The sequence below is a fragment of the Halomonas aestuarii genome (assembly GCF_001886615.1).
Lineage (GTDB): Bacteria > Pseudomonadota > Gammaproteobacteria > Pseudomonadales > Halomonadaceae > Halomonas > Halomonas aestuarii.
This window is the reverse complement of the sequence record NZ_CP018139.1, coordinates 1,852,056-1,872,501: the sequence shown is the minus strand read 5'-3', so window position 1 is coordinate 1,872,501 and position 20,446 is coordinate 1,852,056. Positions and strand designations below refer to the sequence as shown.

The 20,446-nt window shown below is 67.6% G+C and carries 19 protein-coding genes and 1 other RNA gene; 10 read left to right on the top strand and 10 right to left on the bottom strand.

The window, feature by feature from the left end:
- Nucleotides 1-116 precede the first annotated feature (116 nt).
- Nucleotides 117-2,051: an MBL fold metallo-hydrolase gene (locus BOX17_RS08640; RefSeq protein WP_071943632.1), complete on the top strand. Its 1,935-nt coding sequence runs from the start codon at nt 117-119 to the stop codon at nt 2,049-2,051.
- Here the strand turns inward: BOX17_RS08640 and BOX17_RS08635 are convergent.
- Both BOX17_RS08635 and BOX17_RS08630 read right to left on the bottom strand, forming a co-directional pair.
- Nucleotides 2,048-2,953: a DMT family transporter gene (locus BOX17_RS08635; protein WP_244272121.1), complete on the bottom strand. Its 906-nt coding sequence runs from the start codon at nt 2,951-2,953 to the stop codon at nt 2,048-2,050. The genes BOX17_RS08640 and BOX17_RS08635 overlap by 4 nt on opposite strands.
- A complete protein-coding gene (locus tag BOX17_RS08630) occupies nt 2,950-3,228 on the bottom strand; it encodes a DUF2218 domain-containing protein (RefSeq protein ID WP_071943630.1) in 279 nt (92 codons plus the stop codon). The genes BOX17_RS08635 and BOX17_RS08630 overlap by 4 nt, the downstream gene beginning before the upstream one ends.
- Before the next feature lie 182 nt (nt 3,229-3,410).
- Here BOX17_RS08630 and corA point away from each other — a divergent pair, with 182 nt between their 5' ends.
- The gene (corA, locus tag BOX17_RS08625) at nt 3,411-4,376 is read left to right on the top strand and encodes a magnesium/cobalt transporter CorA (protein ID WP_071943628.1); all 966 of its coding nucleotides are present in this window, start codon (nt 3,411-3,413) and stop codon (nt 4,374-4,376) included.
- A gap of 129 nt (nt 4,377-4,505) precedes the next feature.
- Nucleotides 4,506-5,450, top strand: coding sequence for an HNH endonuclease (locus tag BOX17_RS08620; RefSeq protein WP_071943626.1), 945 nt, complete (start codon nt 4,506-4,508; stop codon nt 5,448-5,450).
- Between the two features lie 75 nt (nt 5,451-5,525).
- Here BOX17_RS08620 and dnaJ read toward each other — a convergent pair whose 3' ends face one another.
- From dnaJ to grpE, 3 genes are all read right to left on the bottom strand, one after another.
- Nucleotides 5,526-6,665, bottom strand: coding sequence for a molecular chaperone DnaJ (gene dnaJ, locus BOX17_RS08615; protein ID WP_071943624.1), 1,140 nt, complete (start codon nt 6,663-6,665; stop codon nt 5,526-5,528).
- Between the two features lie 92 nt (nt 6,666-6,757).
- Nucleotides 6,758-8,689, bottom strand: a complete 1,932-nt coding sequence (gene dnaK / locus BOX17_RS08610; protein WP_071943622.1) for a molecular chaperone DnaK — start codon at nt 8,687-8,689, stop codon at nt 6,758-6,760.
- Between the two features lie 118 nt (nt 8,690-8,807).
- Nucleotides 8,808-9,437, bottom strand: a complete 630-nt coding sequence (gene grpE / locus BOX17_RS08605; protein ID WP_071943620.1) for a nucleotide exchange factor GrpE — start codon at nt 9,435-9,437, stop codon at nt 8,808-8,810.
- 254 nt (nt 9,438-9,691) lie between these two features.
- Between grpE and recN the strand changes: the two genes are divergently transcribed.
- Nucleotides 9,692-11,365 (top strand): DNA repair protein RecN, encoded by a 1,674-nt coding sequence (gene recN, locus BOX17_RS08600; protein WP_071943618.1) that lies wholly within the window; start codon nt 9,692-9,694, stop codon nt 11,363-11,365.
- Between the two features lie 95 nt (nt 11,366-11,460).
- Here recN and fur read toward each other — a convergent pair whose 3' ends face one another.
- Complete coding sequence (fur, locus tag BOX17_RS08595; RefSeq protein ID WP_071943616.1) at nt 11,461-11,907, bottom strand: ferric iron uptake transcriptional regulator; 447 nt, start codon at nt 11,905-11,907, stop codon at nt 11,461-11,463.
- A 72-nt stretch (nt 11,908-11,979) separates the two neighbouring features.
- Here fur and BOX17_RS08590 point away from each other — a divergent pair, with 72 nt between their 5' ends.
- Nucleotides 11,980-12,408: an outer membrane protein assembly factor BamE gene (locus BOX17_RS08590; RefSeq protein ID WP_071943614.1), complete on the top strand. Its 429-nt coding sequence runs from the start codon at nt 11,980-11,982 to the stop codon at nt 12,406-12,408.
- 72 nt (nt 12,409-12,480) lie between these two features.
- Here the strand turns inward: BOX17_RS08590 and BOX17_RS08585 are convergent, their stop codons facing one another.
- A complete protein-coding gene (locus tag BOX17_RS08585; protein ID WP_071943612.1) occupies nt 12,481-12,795 on the bottom strand; it encodes an RnfH family protein in 315 nt (104 codons plus the stop codon).
- Complete coding sequence (locus BOX17_RS08580) at nt 12,785-13,219, bottom strand: type II toxin-antitoxin system RatA family toxin (protein ID WP_071943610.1); 435 nt, start codon at nt 13,217-13,219, stop codon at nt 12,785-12,787. Before BOX17_RS08580 ends, BOX17_RS08585 begins: the two co-directional genes overlap by 11 nt.
- 129 nt (nt 13,220-13,348) lie before the next feature.
- Here BOX17_RS08580 and smpB point away from each other — a divergent pair, with 129 nt between their 5' ends.
- From smpB to BOX17_RS08555, 5 genes are all read left to right on the top strand, one after another.
- Nucleotides 13,349-13,840 (top strand): SsrA-binding protein SmpB, encoded by a 492-nt coding sequence (gene smpB, locus BOX17_RS08575; RefSeq protein ID WP_071943608.1) that lies wholly within the window; start codon nt 13,349-13,351, stop codon nt 13,838-13,840.
- Between the two features lie 40 nt (nt 13,841-13,880).
- Nucleotides 13,881-14,260: a transfer-messenger RNA gene (gene ssrA / locus BOX17_RS08570) on the top strand.
- Nucleotides 14,261-14,557: 297 nt separating this feature from the next.
- Nucleotides 14,558-15,757, top strand: a complete 1,200-nt coding sequence (locus BOX17_RS08565; RefSeq protein WP_071943606.1) for a saccharopine dehydrogenase family protein — start codon at nt 14,558-14,560, stop codon at nt 15,755-15,757.
- A gap of 6 nt (nt 15,758-15,763) precedes the next feature.
- Nucleotides 15,764-16,921, top strand: coding sequence for a carboxynorspermidine decarboxylase (gene nspC, locus BOX17_RS08560; RefSeq protein WP_071943603.1), 1,158 nt, complete (start codon nt 15,764-15,766; stop codon nt 16,919-16,921).
- Between the two features lie 170 nt (nt 16,922-17,091).
- On the top strand, nt 17,092-18,387 hold the full coding sequence (locus BOX17_RS08555) for an aspartate kinase (RefSeq protein WP_071943601.1): 1,296 nt from the start codon (nt 17,092-17,094) through the stop codon (nt 18,385-18,387).
- A gap of 3 nt (nt 18,388-18,390) precedes the next feature.
- Here the strand turns inward: BOX17_RS08555 and BOX17_RS08550 are convergent, their stop codons facing one another.
- Nucleotides 18,391-19,134: a sulfite exporter TauE/SafE family protein gene (locus tag BOX17_RS08550; RefSeq protein WP_071943599.1), complete on the bottom strand. Its 744-nt coding sequence runs from the start codon at nt 19,132-19,134 to the stop codon at nt 18,391-18,393.
- Nucleotides 19,135-19,233: 99 nt separating this feature from the next.
- Nucleotides 19,234-20,232 (bottom strand): type I glyceraldehyde-3-phosphate dehydrogenase, encoded by a 999-nt coding sequence (gap, locus tag BOX17_RS08545; protein WP_071943597.1) that lies wholly within the window; start codon nt 20,230-20,232, stop codon nt 19,234-19,236.
- Nucleotides 20,233-20,446 lie beyond the last annotated feature (214 nt).

Here is a 20,446-nt window from a genome sequence, read left to right as displayed (position 1 = left end):
CCTGCGAATTCGATGGCTGCGGAATGGCGGCAGTATACCAGAGGGCCAACCGCCCGGGGTGGCCGCCGCACGGCAATCCCCCCACACTGGGCTTAGCGACGCCGAGGGCCGTCACCATGCCTGCACCGACCGAGCACCTTCCCGCGGACCACCCCCTGCTGGCCCTGCTGCAGCGGCATGACCGCGTGCTGGTGGCCGGCGCCCCGGGCAGCGGCAAGAGCACCCTGGTGCGTGCCGCCGCCGCGACCCTGGCCGACCGGGGCCAGGAGTGCCACGTCCTGAGCGCCGACCCGGGGCTGCCGGGGGTCGGGCCGCCCGGCGCGGTCTGCCTGGGCCGCTGGCAGGCAGGGGGCTGGCGGCTCGAGGCCCTGGCCGCCCTGGCCACCCTGGATGCCGCCCGCTTCCGGCTGCCGCTGGTACAGGCGGTGCGGCGCCTGGCCGGGCAGGCCCCCGCGGGGGTGCTGCTGCTGGATGCTCCCGGGGTGGTCCGCGGCGTTGCCGGGGCCGAGCTGCTGCCGGCGCTGGTGGAGGCCGCCGGCATCGGCGCCCTGCTGCTGCTGGCGGAGGAGGACGCCCCCCTCCCGCTGCACGAGACATGTCGCGCCCTGGGCCTGGCGACCGTCACCCTGGCACCGGACCCGCGGGCCCGCCCTCCCGGAAAGCGTCGGCGCCGCGAGCGTCGCAGCGCCGACTGGAACGCCTGGCTGGCGACGGCCGACGAGGTCGTGCTCGCGCTGCCCTCGCTGGCCCTGACCGGCACCACCCCGCCGCGCCATGCCCCCGAGGCCTGGGCGGGGCGCCAGGTCGGACTGCTCGACGCGCGGGGCGACACCCTGGGACTGGGGGAGATCCTGGCGCTGGACGGCGACCGGCTGCGGCTTCGCACGCCCGGGCTTGCCGGCACGCCCCATGCCCTGGTGGTTCGCGATGCCCTCCGCGGGCGCGACGGACGGCTGGGCACCGCCCGCCCCCACGCCTCCGCCCTCGGCACGCCCGGGCCGGACGATACCCCCGAGCCCCTGGAACATCGCGACGGCCCGCGCCCCTGGGTCGACCTCGGCACCGTCACCGCGACCCTGGTCAACGGCGTCTTCGGCGACCCGCTGCTGCACCTTCGGCTGCGTCACCAGTCGCGCAGCCTGCTGTTCGACCTGGGCGACCCCGGCCGCCTGTCGGCACGCCTCGCCCACCAGGTCAGCGACGTCTTCATCAGCCACGTCCACTTCGACCACATCGGCGGCTTCCTGTGGCTGCTGCGCTCGCGCATCGGCGAGTATCCGCCCTGCCGGCTCTATGGCCCGCCGGGGCTGGCGGAACACCTGCAGGGGCTGGTGCGCGGCATCCTCTGGGACCGGGTCGGCAAGAAGGCGCCCCGCTTCGAGGTCGGCGAGCTGCATGGCGAGCGCCTGGTGCGCTGGGGGATCGTCGCCGGCGAGATGCGCGCCATGCGCCTGCCCGAACGCCCCGCCCCCGGGGGCCTGCTGCGCGAGGAGCTCGGCTTTCGCGTGCACGCCACGACCCTCGACCACGGCACGCCGGTGCTGGCCTTTTCCCTGGAGCCCGACCGGCAGGTCACGGTGCGTCAGGAGCGGCTGGACGCCCATGGCTGGCCGCCGGGCCCCTGGCTCGGCGCGCTCAAGCATCACGTCCTGGCGGGCGAGGGCGAGGCCCGGGTCCGGCTGCCGGACGGCACCACCCGGACGGCGGCCCAGCTCGCCGAGATGCTGCTGATGACACGGCCGGGAGAGCGACTGGTCTATGCCACCGACCTCGCCGACACGCCGGAGAATCGCCGACGCCTGGTCGCGCTGGCGCAGGGCGCCCGGGTGCTCTTCTGCGAGGCCCCCTTCCTGGAGGCGGAGGCCGAGCAGGCCAGGCGCACCGGCCACCTGACCGCCCGGGCCTGCGGCGAGATCGCCGCGGCCGCCGGGGTGGAACGCCTGGTGCCCTTCCACTTCTCCCGGCGACACATCACCGACACCCGCCGCCTTCACGACGAGATCCGCCTCGCCTTCCCCCGCGGGACCGAGGACGACGGCGGCAGCGGCTAGCCGTCGCCGCGGCCATGGCGCAGCAGCAGCGCGATCGCCACGATCACCAGCAGGCTGCCCGGCAGCCAGACCCAGCCGACCCGTCCGGGTTCGCGGACGAACAGCAGCAGCATGGAGACGAAGGGCACCAGGTAGCCGTAGGCGGTGACCGCCGACGGCGTCAGCACGGCGGTGGCGCGCTGCAGCAGCCAGAAGGTCAGGGCACTGGAGAAGAGCCCGAGATAACCCAGCAGCAGCAGGTCGCGGCCGGTCATGGCCGCCAGCCGCCCGACCGGCTCGACGGCGAGGCCCGCGAGCCCGACCAGCACGGCCCCCAGCCCCAGGCTCCAGAAGGTACGCACCGCCGCCGACTCCGGCAGGCGGCCGGTGGCCAGCCCCCACTTGCTGAGCACGGGGTAGAGCGCCGTGGCGAGGCACCCGAGGAAGAACACCGCCTCGCCGATGCCTAACCGCAGGCGCCCGCCCTGCGCCAGGGATTCGGCGATGGCCAGGCCCAGCGCCCCCGCCGCGCCCAGCGCCAGGATGGCCGGCAGCCGCCAGGCCAGACGCTCGACGCCGAAGAGCAGCCCCATGAGGAAGGCCAGCAGGGGGACCGTCACGAACAGCGTGGCCATGGAGAGCGCCGTGGCATGGTGCGCCGCCCAGAACATGGCACCGAAGAAACCGGCCAGGCAGAGCCCCATCAGGGCATAGAGCGGCAGGGCGCGGCCGTCGGGCAGGAAGGCCGGGGCGCGACGGACCAGCCACCACAGGCCGGCGCAGGCGATGAGGAAGCGAAGCGAGGTCAGCGAGAGCGGCGGCAGCTCGCTCATCGCCCCCACCGCGGGGAAGGAGAGCCCCACCAGCACCGCCCACAGCAGCATGCCGAGGTGGGCGGCACGGACGGAGCGGCGGTCGTTCAATTTTCCCAGACGATGTCCAGGGTCACGCCCGTCAGCCCCTCGAGGGCGGCATTCACCCGGCCCTCCAGCCGATCCAGGGTCTCGTCATCCAGCGTCTCGACGGCGACGATCAGTCGGTCCGGCTGGGCCTCCAGCAGGCAGGTGCCCTCGTCGAAGCCCACCCTCGCCTGGGTCTCTTCCCGGTCGACCGGTTGCGCGTCCACCCACTCGTGGCAAAGGCGCTCGACCAGCCCCTTGGCATCCTCGGCGGGAATATCGGCTCGTGAAATCGGCATGGCAGCCTCCGCATCTCGTTGGGTGAACATCAAGCCTATGACGACGCCCCCCGCGAACGCCACCCCCGCTTCGGCCGATCGCTCGCCATGGCAGCCGGCCGAGCCGCCATGGCCGGCCGGCAACCACGCCCAGGCACTATGCTGTGGCACAGGGCACCACCGCCCACGGGGAGGGTTCGGCAATGATCATCAACTGCGTGGCCTACGAGAAGGGACATCGCCTGCACGACATCCAGACCGAGGAGATCGGCGACTACCTCGGCCAGCCGGACCGTTTCGTGTGGGTGGCCCTGCACGAACCCGACGAGGCGGAAATGGCCCGCTTCCAGGCGGTCTTCGGCCTGCACGAGCTGGCCGTGGAGGACGCCCTGAACGGCCACCAGCGGCCCAAGCTCGAGGAGTACGGCCAGTCGCTGTTCGTGATCATGCACATGATCACGATGCGCGACGACCAGCTGGAGACCGGGCAGGTGGCGGTGTTTGCCGGCCCGGGCTACGTGCTCTCGGTGCGCCTGCACCCGGGCCGTGGCTTCGCCGAGGTCCGCCAGCGCTGCGAGCAGGAGCCGGCGCTGCTGCGGCATGGGCCGGCCTTCGTGATCTACGCCCTGATGGACACCATCGTCGACCGCTACTTCCCGGTGGTCGAGGCCCTGCAGGCCGAACTCGAGAGCATCGAGGACCAGATCTTCATCAGGGGCACGGCCCGCCGAAGCCTGGAACGCCTCTACCAGCTCAAGCGCCAGACCATGCGGCTCAAGCATGCCGCCATGCCACTGGGCGAGGCCGCCGGCCACCTGTCGGGCGTGCGGGTGCCAACCCTGTGCCACAAGACCCGGGAGTACTTCCGCGACGTGTACGATCATCTGAACCGCATCGAGGCGGCGGTGGATACCGTCCGCGAGATGACCATCACCGCGATCCAGGTGAACCTCTCGATGGTGGCCATCGACGAGGGTGAGGTGCACAAGCGGCTGGCGGCCTGGGCCGCCATCTTCGCGGTGGCCACCATCCTCGCCGGCATCTGGGGCATGAACTTCACCCACATGCCGGAGCTCGACTGGCGCCTGGGCTACCCCCTGGCCCTGCTGGTGATGGGCGGCGCCTGCGGCTGGCTCTACCAGCGCTTCCGGCGAGCCGGGTGGTTGTAGCGAGGGCATCAGTCTGCAAGCCAGTACATGAGTGATATAGGATAAACAATCACTCAGCGGCAGGGCGAGGCAGAAAGTGAGTTCCGGGGCAGCGTAAATAAGGGAATGCAAGAACAAGAAGGAGTAAAGATGGATACGCGACTTGACTGCCTGTCACGGCTCAAGGTCGACCAGAGTACTGGACGGCCCGCACCGCACCAGCCTTGCCTTTTGTTGGCGATCATCTGCGAGATTCAGGCAGGCCATATCGTCTCCCCACGAATCCCGATAAATACCCGCCTGATCGCTCGCTACCACGATATTTTCGAGACAGTGACGGGAGAGCGTTACCGAGCCCGACCATGGATGCCGATATGGGCACTGAGAAACCGGGAAGGCCCCACCGGCAAGCTCTGGTGCCCCGAGTATCATCAGGCCGTGCAGGGGGTGGCAGATCAGTTGGGGCAACCGAAATCAATAAAACAACTTGAACAACGCTTCGAAGCTGCCCAGCTTGATCCGGCTCTATTCTCGGCCTTGGAGGACACCACCATCGCCCGAGAAGCCTGTGCGCTGCTGAGCAGCCGGTACCTTTCCTCGAACAGGCAGAGCCATGCGCTGCTTAATGCATATCTCGAGACGGCATTTGCCAGCGGCGAATACGAAAAAGCCCCCGAACTCCTGGCAGGCGAGGTTCGCGAATCAGATCAGGATCAAGCTAGGTCCGCAGCCTTCCGCTCCTTGGTGTTGGAAGCCTACGATTATTGCTGCGCAGCCAGCCGAAGACGATTCATCACCCCGGACTTTCGCTTCCTTGTTGAGGCCGCCCACCTGATTCCATTCGCTGTGAGTCAGGATGATCGCCCCTGCAATGGCTTGGCCCTCACGCCGGATCTGCATTGGGCGATGGACAACCACTTGATCGCACCGGGGACGGATCGGAATTGGCACGTCAGCCCCAGTGTCGATGAGCTGAAGGATGACAATCAGTGGCTATGGCGGCTGGACAATAAGCCTCTAGTACTGCCCCGAGACGCGCGGTTCAGCCCCCACGATGATGGCTTGGCCTGGAGAATGGACCACCTGCAGCGCTGACCCGGAGGCCAAGAAACGACAGGGCCCCGGCATCTAACGATGCCGGGGCCCTGTCCGTCTCCGCGGGGACTGCCGTTACGGCTTCATGTCCTCGAAGAACTTCTTCACGCCGTCGAAGAAGCTGGTCTTCTTCGGCGAGTGGTGGCTCTTGCTGCCCTCCAGGCTGTCCTGGAAGGCGCGCAGCAGGTCCTTCTGCTCCTCGCTGAGCTTGACCGGGGTCTCGACCACGACCTTGCACAGCAGGTCGCCGGGGGGACCGCCGCGCACCGGCTTCACGCCCTTGCCGCGCAGGCGGAATACCTTGCCGGTCTGCGTCTCGGGCGGGATCTTCAGCTTGACCTTGGCATCCAGGGTGGGCACCTCGAGCTCACCGCCCAGCGCCGCGTCGACGAAGTTGATCGGCACGTCACACTGCAGGTGACGGCCGTCGCGCTGGAAGATGTGGTGCGGCTTGATGGCCGCCTGGACGTAGAGATCCCCGGGCGGGCCACCGTTGATGCCGGCCTCGCCCTCGCCGTTGAGGCGAATGCGGTCGCCGGTGTCCACGCCAGCCGGGATCTTCACCGAGAGCGTGCGGGTCTCGCGCACCCGGCCCTCGCCGTGGCACTTGTGGCACGGCACCTTGATGTGCTGGCCACTGCCGTGGCAGGTCGGGCAGGTCTGCTGCACGGCGAAGAAGCCCTGCTGCATGCGGACCTGGCCCATGCCGTTACAGGTCGGGCAGGTCTCCTTGCTGGAGCCCGGCTCGGCGCCGCCGCCGTCGCAGCGCTCGCACTCGACGTGGCGCGGCACGCGGATGTCCACGCTGGTGCCGGCCACGGCATCCTCGAGGTCGAGCTCGAGGTTGTAGCGAAGGTCGCTGCCGCGCTGCGGGGCGTTGGGATGGCGGCGACCACCGCCCCCGCCGAAGATGTCGCCGAAGACATCGCCGAAGATGTCGCTGAAGCCACCGGCCCCGGCGCCACCGAAGCCGCCGCCGCCGGCCTGACCGTCGACGCCGGCATGGCCGAACTGGTCATAGGCGGCGCGCTTCTCGCTGTCGCTCAGGACCTCGTAGGCCTCCGAGATCTCGCGGAACTTCTCGGCCGCCGAATCATCATCCGGATTGCGATCCGGATGGAATTTCTGGGCGAGGCGTCGGTAGGACTTCTTGATGTCCTTCTGGTCGGCACCGCGCTCGACGCCCAGTACTTCGTAATAGTCACGCTTGGACATGAGTCTGTCCGCCTCCGTAGTGACTCTGCGGAAACACCAACGCGGGAGTCAGGCCCCCGCGCTGGCGTCATCCGTGGTTCAGATGTCGTGGTTTACTGCTTTTTCTGGTCGTCGTTGACTTCTTCGTACTCGGCGTCGACCACGTCATCTTCCTGCTTGGCACCAGCCTCGCTGCCGGCCTCACCGGCCTGCTGAGCGGCGTCGCCCTGCTCGGCGTACATCTTCTGCGCCAGGGTGCCGGAGGCCTCGGTCAGCTTGTCCAGCTTGGCCTGGATGTCCTCCTGGTCGTCACCCTTGATCGCCTCTTCCAGCTCGGCGGCGGCGCTCTCGATGGCCTGCTTCTCCTCGTCGCTGGCCTTGTCGCCAGCCTCCTCGAGGGTCTTGCGGGCGGCGTGGACCATGCCGTCGGCCTGGTTGCGCAGCTGGACCAGCTCCTCGAACTTCTTGTCCTCGTCGGCGTGGGCCTCGGCGTCCTGGACCATCTGCTCGACTTCTTCCTCGGACAGGCCGCTGGAGGCCTTGATCACGATGGACTGCTCCTTGCCGGTGGCCTTGTCCTTGGCGGACACGTTGAGGATGCCGTTGGCGTCCAGGTCGAAGGCGACCTCGATCTGCGGCACACCGCGCGGCGCCGGCGGGATGTCGGCCAGGTCGAAGCGACCCAGTGACTTGTTGCCGCTGGACTGCTTGCGCTCGCCCTGCAGCACGTGGATGGTCACGGCGGTCTGGTTGTCATCCGCGGTCGAGAAGGTCTGGGTCTTCTTGGTCGGGATGGTGGTGTTCTTCTCGATCAGCGGGGTCATCACGCCGCCGAGGGTCTCGATGCCCAGGGTCAGCGGGGTGACGTCGAGCAGCAGCACGTCCTTGACGTCACCGCCGAGCACGCCGCCCTGGATCGCCGCACCCACGGCCACGGCCTCGTCCGGGTTGACGTCCTTGCGGGCTTCCTTGCCGAAGAAGTCGGCCACGGACTTCTGCACCATGGGCATGCGGGTCTGGCCGCCGACCAGGATGACGTCGTCGATCTCGGAACCGGACAGGCCGGCATCCTTGAGCGCGGTCTTGCACGGCTCGAGGGAGCGCTTGACCAGATCCTCCACCAGCGACTCCAGCTTGGCCCGGGTCACCTTCACGTTGAGGTGCTTGGGACCGGTGTTGTCGGCGGTGACGTACGGCAGGTTGACGTCGGTCTGCTGGGCGCTGGACAGCTCGATCTTGGCCTTCTCGGCGGCTTCCTTGAGGCGCTGCATGGCCAGGTTGTCGCCAGAGAGGTCGATGCCGCTGTCGGCCTTGAACTGATCGACCAGGTAGTTGATCAGCTGCATGTCGAAGTCTTCGCCGCCCAGGAAGGTGTCGCCGTTGGTGGCCAGCACCTCGAACTGGGTCTCGCCGTCGACATCGGCCACTTCGATGATGGAGATATCGAAGGTACCGCCGCCCAGGTCGTAGACCGCGATGGTCTTGTCGCCACGGGACTTGTCCATGCCATAGGCCAGCGCCGCCGCGGTCGGCTCGTTGATGATGCGCTTGACCTCGAGACCGGCGATGCGGCCGGCATCCTTGGTGGCCTGGCGCTGGCTGTCGTTGAAGTAGGCCGGCACGGTGATGACCGCCTCGGTGACTTCCTCACCCAGGTAGTCTTCCGCGGTCTTCTTCATCTTCTTCAGCACCTCGGCGCTGACCTGCGGCGGAGCGAGCTTCTTGCCCTTCACTTCCACCCAGGCGTCACCGTTGTCGGCCTCGGTGATGGTGTAGGGCACCATCTTGATGTCCTTCTGGACGACATCGTCCTTGAAGCGACGGCCGATAAGGCGCTTGATGGCGTAGAGGGTGTTGTGCGGGTTGGTCACCGCCTGGCGCTTGGCCGCCTGGCCCACCAGCGTCTCACCGTCCTCGGTGTAGGCGATGATGGAAGGCGTGGTACGGGCGCCTTCAGCGTTCTCGATCACCTTGGCCTGGTCACCGTCGAGCACGGCGACACAAGAGTTGGTGGTCCCCAGGTCAATACCGATGATGCGTCCCATAGGAAATCCTCGAATTAGCGGTTGAATTCGTGTGCGGCTTTCGCCGCGGGGTTGCCGTCTATCTGGGGGCCCTCGGAATCATTTCAAGACCCGAGGGCCGCTTTTCTATGGCCTGGCGTCAGCCGGCGGCCTGACTGACCACCACCATGGCCGGGCGAACCAGGCGCCCGTTGAGCAGGTAGCCCTTCTGCATGACGTCCATCACGGTGTTGGGCTCCATGTCCGGGTTGGGCACCATGGCCATGGCCTCGTGGTACTGCGGGTCGAAGGGCTCGCCATGGGGCTCCACCACCTCGACGCCGAACTTGGCGAGCACGTCGTGCTGCATCTTGAGGGTCATGGAGACGCCCTCGAGGTGCGCCTCGCTGGCCTCGTCCCCCATGGACTCCAGCGCCTTCTCCAGGCTGTCGACCACCGGCAGCAGTTCCTTGACGAACTTCTCCAGGGCGAACTTGCGCGCCTTCTCGGCCTCCTGCTCGGCACGCCGCCGAACGTTCTGGGCCTCGGCCGCGGTGCGCAACGCCTGGTCCTTGGTCTCGGCCAGCGTCTGCTCGAGCTCCTCGACGCGCGCGGCCAGCACCTCGGCCTCGGGGTTGTCGGCGGCCTGGGCCTCCGTGGCGGCCTGATCGGCAGCCTCGATGGCGTCCTCCACTTCACCCTCCACGGTCTCGGGCTCGGCCTGCGGCTCGGCTTCCCGCTCCTCGCGAGCGAGTTCGTCGTCCAACGGGGTCTGGGAGTCTTTGGCCATGTGGGTCTCCTGAATGGCAATCAACGGCCTGGGGCCGCTGGCAAGGCATGAAAGATGGCTTTAATGACAGTCTGCGGGGTATATGGGGCTGGCCGTGGCGAACTCAAGGCATCACCGCGAGACGAATCCGACCGTGCATTGTGGGGCGGTGTTGACTACTGTATAAACGCACAATATGTGTATGGATAGACAGTAGTACCTCGGTGCGAGCGCGCCCCGTACCGAACGACCCCAGACAGGCCCCGGGAGGCACCATGCTGACAGAGCTCGCCATTCGCGACTTCGCCATCGTCGACCACCTCGAGCTGGACCTTGCCGGCGGCATGACCGCCATCACCGGCGAGACGGGCGCCGGCAAGTCCATCCTGCTCGGCGCCCTGGGGCTCTGCCTGGGGGAGCGCGCCGACAGCGCCAGCGTCCGCCATGGCCGCGAACGGGCCGACCTGAGCGCCCGCTTCGATCTCCAGGCGCTGCCCGAGGCACGGGCCTGGCTCGAGGCCCGCGAACTGCCCACGGACGACTGCCTGCTGCGCCGTGTGGTGACGCGTTCCGGGCGATCCAAGGCCTGGATCAACGGTCAGCCGGCCACGGTGGCCGACCTGCGGACGCTGGGCGAGCACCTCATCGAGATCCATGGCCAGCATGCCCATCAGGCGCTGATGCACGAGGAGACCCACCTGCGCCTGCTCGACGACTTCGCGGGTCACCGCGAGCGAGTGGCCGAGATGCGGGTGGCCTTCCGCGAGTGGCAGGCGAGCCGGCGTCGCCTCGAGCGGCTGGCCGAGGACGGCGACGAGATCCGCGCCCGCCGGCAGCTGCTGCGCTACCAGGTGGAGGAGCTCGAGGCGCTGGCGCTAGCCGAGGGCGAGCTCAAGGGGCTCGAGGAGGAGCAGGAGGAACTGGCCCACGCCGAGGAGCGGCTGCGCGAGGCCCAGTTCGCTGCCCAGTGCTGCGACGGCGACGAGGGCGGCGCCCTGTCGCTGCTCAACCAGGCGATCCAGCACCTCTCGGCGCTGCCGGGCAGCGACCGCGGCAGCCTGGCCGACACCCTCACCATGCTCGGGGACGCGCGCATCCAGGTCGAGGAGGCCGGGCGCGAGCTCGGCCACTTCGCCGACGGCGTCGAGCTGGACCCGGAACGGCTGGCCTGGGTCGAGGAGCGCCTCGGCGAGGTCCACCGCATCGCCCGTAAGCACCATGTCCTGCCCGAGGAGCTGGTCGCCCTGCACCGCCGCCTGGCCGACGAGCTCGAGGGCCTGGAGGGCGGCGACGGCGACCTCGAGACGCTGGCCGCCGAGGTCGAGGCCCTGAAGGCGAGCTGGCAGGAGCAGGCCTCGGCGATCTCCCGGGCCCGCCGCCAGGCCGCCCGCCGGTTCGGCCGGGCCGTGCAGGAACAGCTGGCCTTCCTGGCCATGGACAAGGCCACCTTCGAAATCGAGCTCGCCCCGCGTGACACCCAGGCCGCCGAGGGGCTGGAGGGGGCCCGCATGCTGATCAGCGCCAACCCCGGGCAGCCGGCCCGCCCGCTGGCCAAGGTGGCCTCGGGCGGCGAGCTGTCGCGCATCAGCCTGGCGATCCAGGTGGTCGCGGCCCAGCACTCCACCATCGCCAGCCTGGTCTTCGACGAGGTCGACGTGGGCGTCTCCGGGGCCACCGCCGAGATCGTCGGCCAGCTCCTGCGCCGACTGGGCGAGAACGGCCAGGTGATGACGGTGACCCACCTGCCCCAAGTGGCCGCCCAGGCGCACCACCACCTGCACATCGAGAAGCAGGCCGGGGAGGCCTCCACCCTGACCCGCATGGCCCTGCTCGACGAGGCCGGCCGGGTCGGCGAGCTGGCGCGCATGCTCGGCGGAGTGAACCTCTCCGATCACACCCTGGCCCACGCCCGGGAGATGCTCGACGCCAGCCAGCGCGCCCACCACTGACCCGGCCCGACACTCAGGCCCCACCAACGCAACGCGGCCCCGATCCGGAGATCGGGGCCGCGTCGGCGTGTCTGGGAAGGATCAGCCCGAGGGCATCACTTCTTCTGGATGCCTTCCTGGCGGGTCGCCCGAGAGCCCAGCGGCCTCACGTAGAGCACCAGGGCGTGATCGACGAGCTCGTAGCCGTGCTCCTCGGCGATCTCCTGCTGACGACGCTCGATGGTCTCGTCGAAAAACTCGACGATCTCGCCGCTTTCCAGGCACACCATGTGATCATGGTGTTCCTCCTGGGAGAGCTCGAAGACCGCATGGCCGCCATCGAAGTTGTGGCGGATCACGAGGCCGGCGGACTCGAACTGGGTCAGCACGCGATAGACGGTGGCCAGGCCCACATCCTCGCCCGCTTCCAGCAGGGTCTTGTACACATCCTCGGCGCTCAGGTGGTGCTTCTCCGAGGCGTTCTCGAGGATCTGGAGGATCTTGACGCGGGGCAGGGTCACTTTCAGACCGGCCTTGCGCAATTCATGGTTCTGGTCGGCCATGGTCGCTCTTCGCAGTATCGGGTAGGGTCGGTTATGATCGACCGAATCCACGATAGTGAAGAACAGGCGCAAATGCAAAAGCTGACCAGAATCATCATCCTTTCCATCGCCCTGCTGATGATCAGCGGTTGCAGCTACTTCGGCGTGTACAAGCGCGACCTGCCCCAGGGCAACCTGGTGACCCAGGGCATGGTCGAGCAGCTTCGGCCCGGCATGAGCCGACGGCAGGTGGTCGACCTGATGGGCAGCCCGCTGCTCGAGGCGCCCTTCGATGCCAGCCAGTGGGACTATGTCTACCGCCTCGACGAGGCCTACGGCGACGTGGAGCAGCGGCGCGTCACCCTGACCTTCTCTGGCGGACGGGTCGTGGACATCGAGCGGGAGGGCGACTTCTCGAAGGCCCCGCCGCTCGGCGACGAGCGCGGCATCGGCCCCGACAGCGAGGCCACCTCGGCCGACCAGCCCACCCCGCTCGACAACGTCACCCCGGACCGGCCCTGACATCACCCCTCGCCCCGTGGCATCACCGTCGGGGCTGACGACGCCCCGTGCCGGCTTTCGCCGGGCGGGGCGTCAGCGTTTCTCGCGGGCGGCCCGGGCGGCGCGCGCCGCCTTGGGGTCGATCTCGAGGGGGCGGTAGACCTCCACGCGATCCCCGGCCTTCAGCCGCTGGCCGTCGGGGTCGCGCAGTCGCCTTCCGAAGATGCCGAGGTCGGCCTCGAGGAAGGTGGTCGGCGGGAGCTCCGGGAACCGCGCCTCCAGCCCCGCCATGGTGACGGCCTGCCGGGCGGAAGTGCCGCCAGGCACCCGGAGGGAGACAATGCACTGGCGCTCGGGGAGCGCGAACGCCACCTCGACCTCGATCGGGCCGGGGGGGCTAGCGACCATAGAGGCTGTCCGCCCGGCGGGTGAAGGAGTCCACCAGCTGCCCCGCCACCTGCTGGAAGAGCCGGCCGAAGGCCATCCCCAGCAGGCGGTTGGCGAACTCGAACTCCAGCTCGAGACTGATCTTGCAGGCCCCCTCGCCCATGGGCATGAACAGCCAGCGGCCGCGCAGGCGCTTGAAGGGACCGCTGACCAGCGACATCTCGATACGCTCGGGCTCGATCAGGTCGTTGCGGGTGGTGAAGCTCTGCTCGATGCCGGCACGACCCAGGGTCATCTCGCCGATCAGGTGGGAATCGTCACGCTCGAGCAGGCGAGCGTTCCGGCACCCCGGGAGGAATTCGGGGTAGCGTTCGAAGTCGTTGACCAGATCGAACATGTCCTGGGGGGTATGCCGCACCATGGCGGACCGATTGACCGTTGGCATTGAGCTCTCCGCTGACTTCACAGTGCCCAGGGCGTATCATGAGCGGTTATTTCAGGCCTTGAATGGTACCACGCTTCCCCCCACATCGAAGGGGCAGGCGCCACCGGCAGATACAGGACACGAGGTTTCATGGCCAACAAGAAAGGCAAGAGCAAGGGGCCCGGCGGCAACGTCATCGCCCAGAACAAGAAGGCACGCTTCGAGTATCACATCGACGAGACCTTCGAGGCCGGCCTCGTGCTGGCCGGCTGGGAGGTGAAGAGCCTGCGCGCCGGCAAGGCGCAGCTCACCGACACCTACATCCTGGTCAAGAACGGCGAGGCCTGGCTGCTGGGCAGCCACATCATGCCGCTCAACACCGCCAGCACCCACGAGATCGCGGACCCGACGCGCACCCGCAAGCTGCTGCTGCATCGCAAGGAGATCGCCAAGATCTTCTCGCGCACCCAGGAGAAGGGGCACACCTGCGTGCCGCTCAAGCTCTACTGGAAGAACAACCGGGTGAAGTGCGAGCTGGCCCTGGTGACCGGCAAGAAGCTGCACGACAAGCGCGCCACCGAGAAGGACCGCGACTGGCAGCGCCAGAAAGGGCGCATCATGCGGGAACAAACCAAGGCCTGAGGTGTCACAGAACTGCACATCCTGTTAGGATGCGCGTTACGGGGGCGACACGGTTTCGACGCCGGTGACAATCCCTGAGGTGCATGCCGAGAGCGTGATGTATCTCGTAAATACAACATCATGATTAAATAGTCGCAAACGACGACAACTACGCTCAGGGCGCGCTGGCAGCCTAACAGCTGTTAGCTTCTAGCCTGGCCCCAAAGTGATGTGCCCATTCATCACGGCGGGGATACGAGCGACGATTGATGGGATCGCGACTGACGGCGTCTTCACGTCAGTTGTTAAAACTCTGAAGAATCGCGTGGCTGGATCCTGCTCGTCGGAGCCAGTGGCGTTAAATCAAATGACGAAACTAAGCATGTAGAGCCAACGGGTGAGTGCCGGCGGACGCGGGTTCAATTCCCGCCGCCTCCACCAAACAGTCGACGAATCAAGCGCCTACGGGCGCTTTTTTCGTTTCTGCCCCCACTGTTCACCATGCCGGCCTCCCGGCCGGGCACCGGGCCCGCGCCCTAGCCTTTCGTCTGAGGCCGACCGCGAAAAGCACTTGCCCCCGACTCGCTTCGCCGCCATCATCGCGCACACGTGCCTGCCCTGCCGGGCCCGCGCATGAGTACGACCGGGGAGGCATCGGGTCCGGGCTCGCCGAGGCGGTCCATCCACCGATAAGGCCCCATCATTGTTGAACATTTCTCGATCTGGATTCGAAACCCCATGAGCAAAGTCCTGATTGTCGGCGCCGGCGGCGTCGGTGGCGTCGTTACCCACAAGTGCGCCCAGCACCCCGAGGTGTTCTCGGAGATCTGCCTGGCCAGCCGCAACCAAGACAAGTGCCGCGCCATCGCGGCCCAGCTGGATCGCCCGATCCAGACGGCCCAGGTGGATGCCGATGACGTGGAGGCCCTTGTCGCGCTGATCGAGTCCTTCCAGCCCGACGTGCTGATCCACGTGGCCCTGCCCTACCAGGACCTGACCATCATGGAGGCCTGCCTGCGCACCGGGGTGCCCTACCTGGATACCGCCAACTACGAGCACCCGGACGAGGCGAAGTTCGAGTACAAGGAGCAGTGGGCCTTCCAGGACCGCTTTGCCAAGGCCGGCAACATGGCCACCCTGGGCTGCGGCTTCGACCCGGGCATGACCAACATCTACTGCGCCTGGGGCCAGAAGAACCTGTTCGACGAGATCCACCGCATCGACATCCTGGATGCCAACGGCGGCGACCACGGCTACCCGTTCGCCACCAACTTCAATCCCGAGATCAACATCCGCGAGATCACCGCCAACGGTCGCTACTGGGAAGAGGGCGAGTGGAAGGAGACCGCGCCGCTGGCCGAGAAGCGCACCTTCGACTTCGACGGCATCGGCGAGAAGGACCTCTACCTGCTCTACCACGAGGAGCTCGAGTCCCTCAGCCAGAACATCAAGGGCCTGAAGCGCATCCGCTTCTGGATGACCTTCTCCGAGAAGTACATCACCCACCTCAAGGTGCTCGAGAACGTCGGCATGACCAGCATCGAGCCGATCGAGTTCCAGGGGCGCCAGATCACCCCGCTGCAGTTCCTCAAGGCGGTGCTGCCGGACCCGGCCTCGCTGGGACCGCGCACCAAGGGCAAGACCAACATCGGCGTGATCCTCGACGGCATCAAGGACGGCAAGCGGCGCAAGGTGCACATCTACAACATCTGTGACCATGAGGCCTGCTACCGAGAGGTACAGTCCCAGGCGATCTCCTTCACCACCGGCGTGCCGGCGGTGACCGGCGCCATGCTGATGCTCGAGGGCCTGTGGAAGGGCGACGGCGTGTTCAACGTCGAGCAGCTCGACCCGGACCCCTTCATGGAGCGCATCGGCGACATGGGCCTGCCGTGGCAGATGGTCGAGCTCGACCCCGATGCCGACCCGCTGGCCTGATCCACGATGTCCGAGACGGCTTACCCCTTCGACATCGAGGCCTGCCCCTCGCCCGCCTACGTGGTGGACGACGCCCTGCTGCGCCGCAACCTGGAGCTGCTGCGCCAGGTCCAGGAGCAGAGCGGCGCGCGGATCCTGCTGGCGCTGAAGGGCTTCGCCATGTGGGACACCTTCCCGCTGGTGCGCCAGTACCTGGTGGGCACCACGGCCAGCGGCCAGGACGAGGCGCGGCTGGGCGCGGAGACCTTCGGCGGCGAGGTGCATGCCTACTCGCCGGCCTTCAGCGAGGAGGAGATGGCGGTGGTGCTGCAGTACGCAGACCACTTGAGCTTCAACTCCCCGGCCCAGTGGCAGCGCCACCGCCGGACCGTGGCCGAGGCCCCCCGTGAGGTCTCCTGCGGGCTGCGGGTGAACCCCGAGTACTCCGAGGGCAAGGTCGCGCTCTACGACCCCTGCGCGCCGGGCTCCCGGCTCGGCACCCGGGCCGTGGATCTGGAGGGCGTGGATCTCGCCGGCCTCGAGGGCCTGCACTTCCACACCCTGTGCGAGCAGAACAGCGACGCCCTGGAGCACACCCTGGAGGCCTTCGAGGCCCGCTTCGGGCACCTCCTGGCCGACAGGCGCTGGGTCAACTTCGGCGGCGGCCACCACATCACCCGCCCCGACTACGACGTGGCACGGCTGGTGCGGGTGATCCGCGACTTCAAGGCGCGCCGCCCGCACCTCGAGGTCTACCTGGAGCCCGGCGAGGCGATCGCGCTCAACACCGGCTACCTGGTCTGCTCGGTGCTCGACATCGTCGAGAACGACGGCACCATCGCCATCCTCGACACCTCGGCCACGGCGCACATGCCCGACGTGCTGGAGATGCCCTACCGGCCGGAGATCCTCGGTGCCGGCGAGCCCGGCGAGAAGGCCCACACCTACCGGCTGGGCGGGCTCACCTGCCTGGCCGGCGACGTGGTGGGGGAGTACAGCTTCGATGCGCCGCTTTCGATCGGCGACCGGCTGGTGTTCACCGACATGGCGCACTACACCATGGTGAAGACCACCACCTTCAACGGCATGCGCCTGCCGTCGATCTGCCGGATCGATGAGGCGAGCCGAGAGGTGCGCACGGTGAAGACCTTCGGCTACGAGGACTACCGCCAGCGGCTGAGCTGACGCCGTCCGGAAGCACTTGGACAGGACGCAAACAGGCACCCTCGGGTGCCTGTCGTCGTTTCGCCCCTCTCATCGATTCACGCTGCCGGGCGGCGACTCGCACTTTTCTCGCTCGCGACTTTCGCGCAAGGTATCGACAGAGACGTCATGCCACAGTGCGAGGATTCACCATGACCCAGGTCTTCAAGTTCGGCGGCGCCTCGATCCGGGATGCCGACGCTATCCGCCATCTGGGCCGGCTGCTCGCCCACTTCCCCGAACGCCCGCTGGTCGTGGTGGTCTCGGCCATGGGAAAGACCACCAATGCCCTGGAGGCGCTGCTCGCGGCGGCCCGGGGCAACGACCCTGACGACTACCGCGATCGGCTCGAGCGTCTGCGCCGCGACCACCTCGCCACCGTCGAGGCGCTCTTCGGGGCGTCTGCGGATCCCGTGGCCCAGAGGGTCGAGGCGCTCATCGCCGATCTCGACCGGCGTCACCGGGCCCATGCGGGACGCGAGCGGCCCTTCCACTACGACCAGACCGTCTGCTTCGGCGAGCTGCTCTCCACCACCATCGTCAGCGCCTGGCTCGACGAGGTCGGCCTGACGACCGAGTGGCGCGATGCCCGGGAGCTGATCGTCACCGATGACACCCATCAGGAGGCGAACGTCGACTGGGCGGCCACGGCCGAGCGGGTGCGCGGCCTGGACGTCGAAGACGGCCGGATCCGCGTCACCCAGGGGTTCATCGGCGGCACCGCCAAGGGCGCCTCGACCACCCTGGGCCGCGAGGGCTCGGACTATACCGCGGCGATCCTCGCCCACTGCCTGGCGGCCGAGGGGGTGACGATCTGGAAGGACGTGCCGGGACTCTTCAACGCCGACCCGCGACGCTTCGACAATGCGGTTCAGTTCGGTCGGATCTCCTTCAGCGAGGCGATCGAGCTGGCCTGGCACGGCGCCACGGTGATCCACCCCAAGACCCTGGCCCCCCTTCAGCAGAAGGCGATCCCGCTGACGGTGCGCTCCTTCCTGACCCTCGAGGCCCCGGGCAGCACCATCGGCGGGGATGCTTTCCATGATGGCGATGTACCCGCCTTCATGCTCCGCGAGGAGCAGACACTGCTGGAGATCCGCCCGCACGACTTCGCCTTCATGGACGAAGCCCGCCAGCACGACATCCTGGGCCGACTCGTGACGGCCGGCCTGCATGCCGGCCTGATCGATGCCGGGGCCATGCGCCTCTCGCTCTGCCTGGACAGTCACCCCGCCCGCCTGGAGCCGCTGGTCGCATCGCTGTGTGCCGACTTCGCGGTGGTGCGCCGGGACGACCTGACCTTGCTGACCGTGAGATACCCGACAGCATCCCTGCTGGCGGGGCTCAGCGAGGGACGCGAGGTCCTCGCCGAGCGGCGCAACGCCACCACCGCCCAGTATCTGTTCCACTCGAGGGAGTGTCCGGCGACCTGGCATATCCCAGCGTGAGGCTCATCCCAGCGCCTGGACCACCAGCTGCACGCCGACGATGGCCATGGCCAGGACCACCAGGCGATAGAAGAGCCACTCGCTGACCCGGTGCTGCAGCCAGATGCCACTTTTCACCCCGAACCAGGCCACCGGCACCAGCACAAGAGAGGCCCAGGCACTCGTGAGGTTGATCTCGCCCAGCCAGAGGTAAGGGCCGAGCTTCATCAGGTTCACCACGGCGAAGGCGATCGCGATGGTGGCGATGAAGGACTCCTTGCTCAAGTGTCGAGGAATCAGGTAGAGATTGAGGGGCGGTGACCCGGCATGGGCCAGGAAGCTGGTGAAGCCGCAGCCGATGCCCGAAGGCAGCGCCCAGTTGGATGAGATGGGCCGTGACACCGCGGGACGAACCAGCATGTAGAGCGCAAACACCAGCGACATCAGGCCCAACAGCAAGCGCACCCCATCCTCATCGAGACTGCCGATCGCCAGGGTGCCGATCACGACACCGATGGCCATCCCCGGCACCAGTCGCCGCACTTCCGCCACGTCATGATGCCCCCACCAGGCCTTGACCGTGAAGGCATCCATGACCAGCAGGAGGGGCAGCAGCAGACCGGCCGCTTCGATGGGGCCGATGGCCAGGGCCATCAGGGGTACCGAGAGCGTCCCGAATCCGCCGGCGAAACCGCCCTTGGATACGCCGGTCAGGTAGGTTGAGAAGATGATCACTGTCCACGCAAGACAGGAATAGTCAGGTAGCACTGGGACACCCTGTCATGGACATGAAAACGCCGGAGCGGCGTGTCGCTCCGGCGTCCCTATCGAAGCCCCGGCGGGCCCCGATGTCAAGGCTTGGCCAGCTCAGGCATCGTGCATGGCCAGGGCGGTGTCCAGCATGCGGTTGGAGAAGCCCCACTCGTTGTCATACCAGGCCATGACCTTGACCAGGCGGCCGTTCACCCGGGTGTGGTTGGTGTCGAAGGTCGAGGAGTTCGCGTCGTGGTTGAAGTCGATGGAGACCAGCGGCTGGGCATTGACCGCCAGCACCGGCGACGCCTCGGCCGCCCGGGCGACGATCTCGTTGATCTCTTCCTTGGTGGTGTCGCGACCGGCATTGAAGGTCAGGTCCACCAGGGAGACGTTGATCACCGGCACGCGCACCGCCAGGCCATCGAACTTGCCGGCGAGTTCGGGCAGCACCAGCCCCACCGCCGCCGCCGCGCCGGTCTTGGTCGGGATCATAGAGTGCGTGGCGCTGCGGGCCCGGTAGGGGTCCTTGTGGTAGACGTCGGAGAGGTTCTGGTCGTTGGTGTAGGCGTGCACCGTGGTCATCAGGCCGTTCTCGATGCCCACCGCGTCGTTGAGCGCCTTGGCGACCGGGGCCAGGCAGTTGGTGGTGCAGGAGGCGTTGGAGACCACCTTGTGCTCGGCGGTGAGCACGTCCTCGTTGACGCCGTACACCACCGTGGCGTCGGCATCCGGGCTGGGGGCGGAGATCAGCACGCGCTCCGCGCCGGCCGCGATGTGCTTCGCGGCCGCCTCGCGCTTCACGAACAGGCCGGTGCACTCCATCACCAGGTCGACCCCCAGGGCCTTCCACGGCAGGGCGGCGGGGTCTCGCTCGGAGAGGATGGCGATCCGCTGGCCGTCCACGGTCATGCTCTCCTCGTCGTGATCGACGGCGAAGGGAAAGTGACCATGCACGGTGTCATGGCGCAGCAGATGGGCATTCAGGGCCGGATCGCCGAGGTCATTGATGGCGACCACCTTCACGCGATCGCGGTAGCCGTTCTCGTAGAGGGCCCGCAGCACGTTGCGGCCGATGCGGCCGAAGCCGTTGATGGCGATCTTGAGCGTCATGGCGTTATTCTCCTCGGTCCAGTGCGTTCTGTCGTCGTGGCTGAGCCGATGGGCGAGAGGTGTCCTGGCGGGCGTCCGGCTCATGGCGAGCCCGTCGGCGCGCCCTTCCCTGCGCGGTGGGCCACGTATCATGTGCCCTATAATGTGGACCAGTCGCGCCCAGCGCTCAAGAACTTTTTAGTAACTTTACAACATATGGTGCGGCTCGAACCCT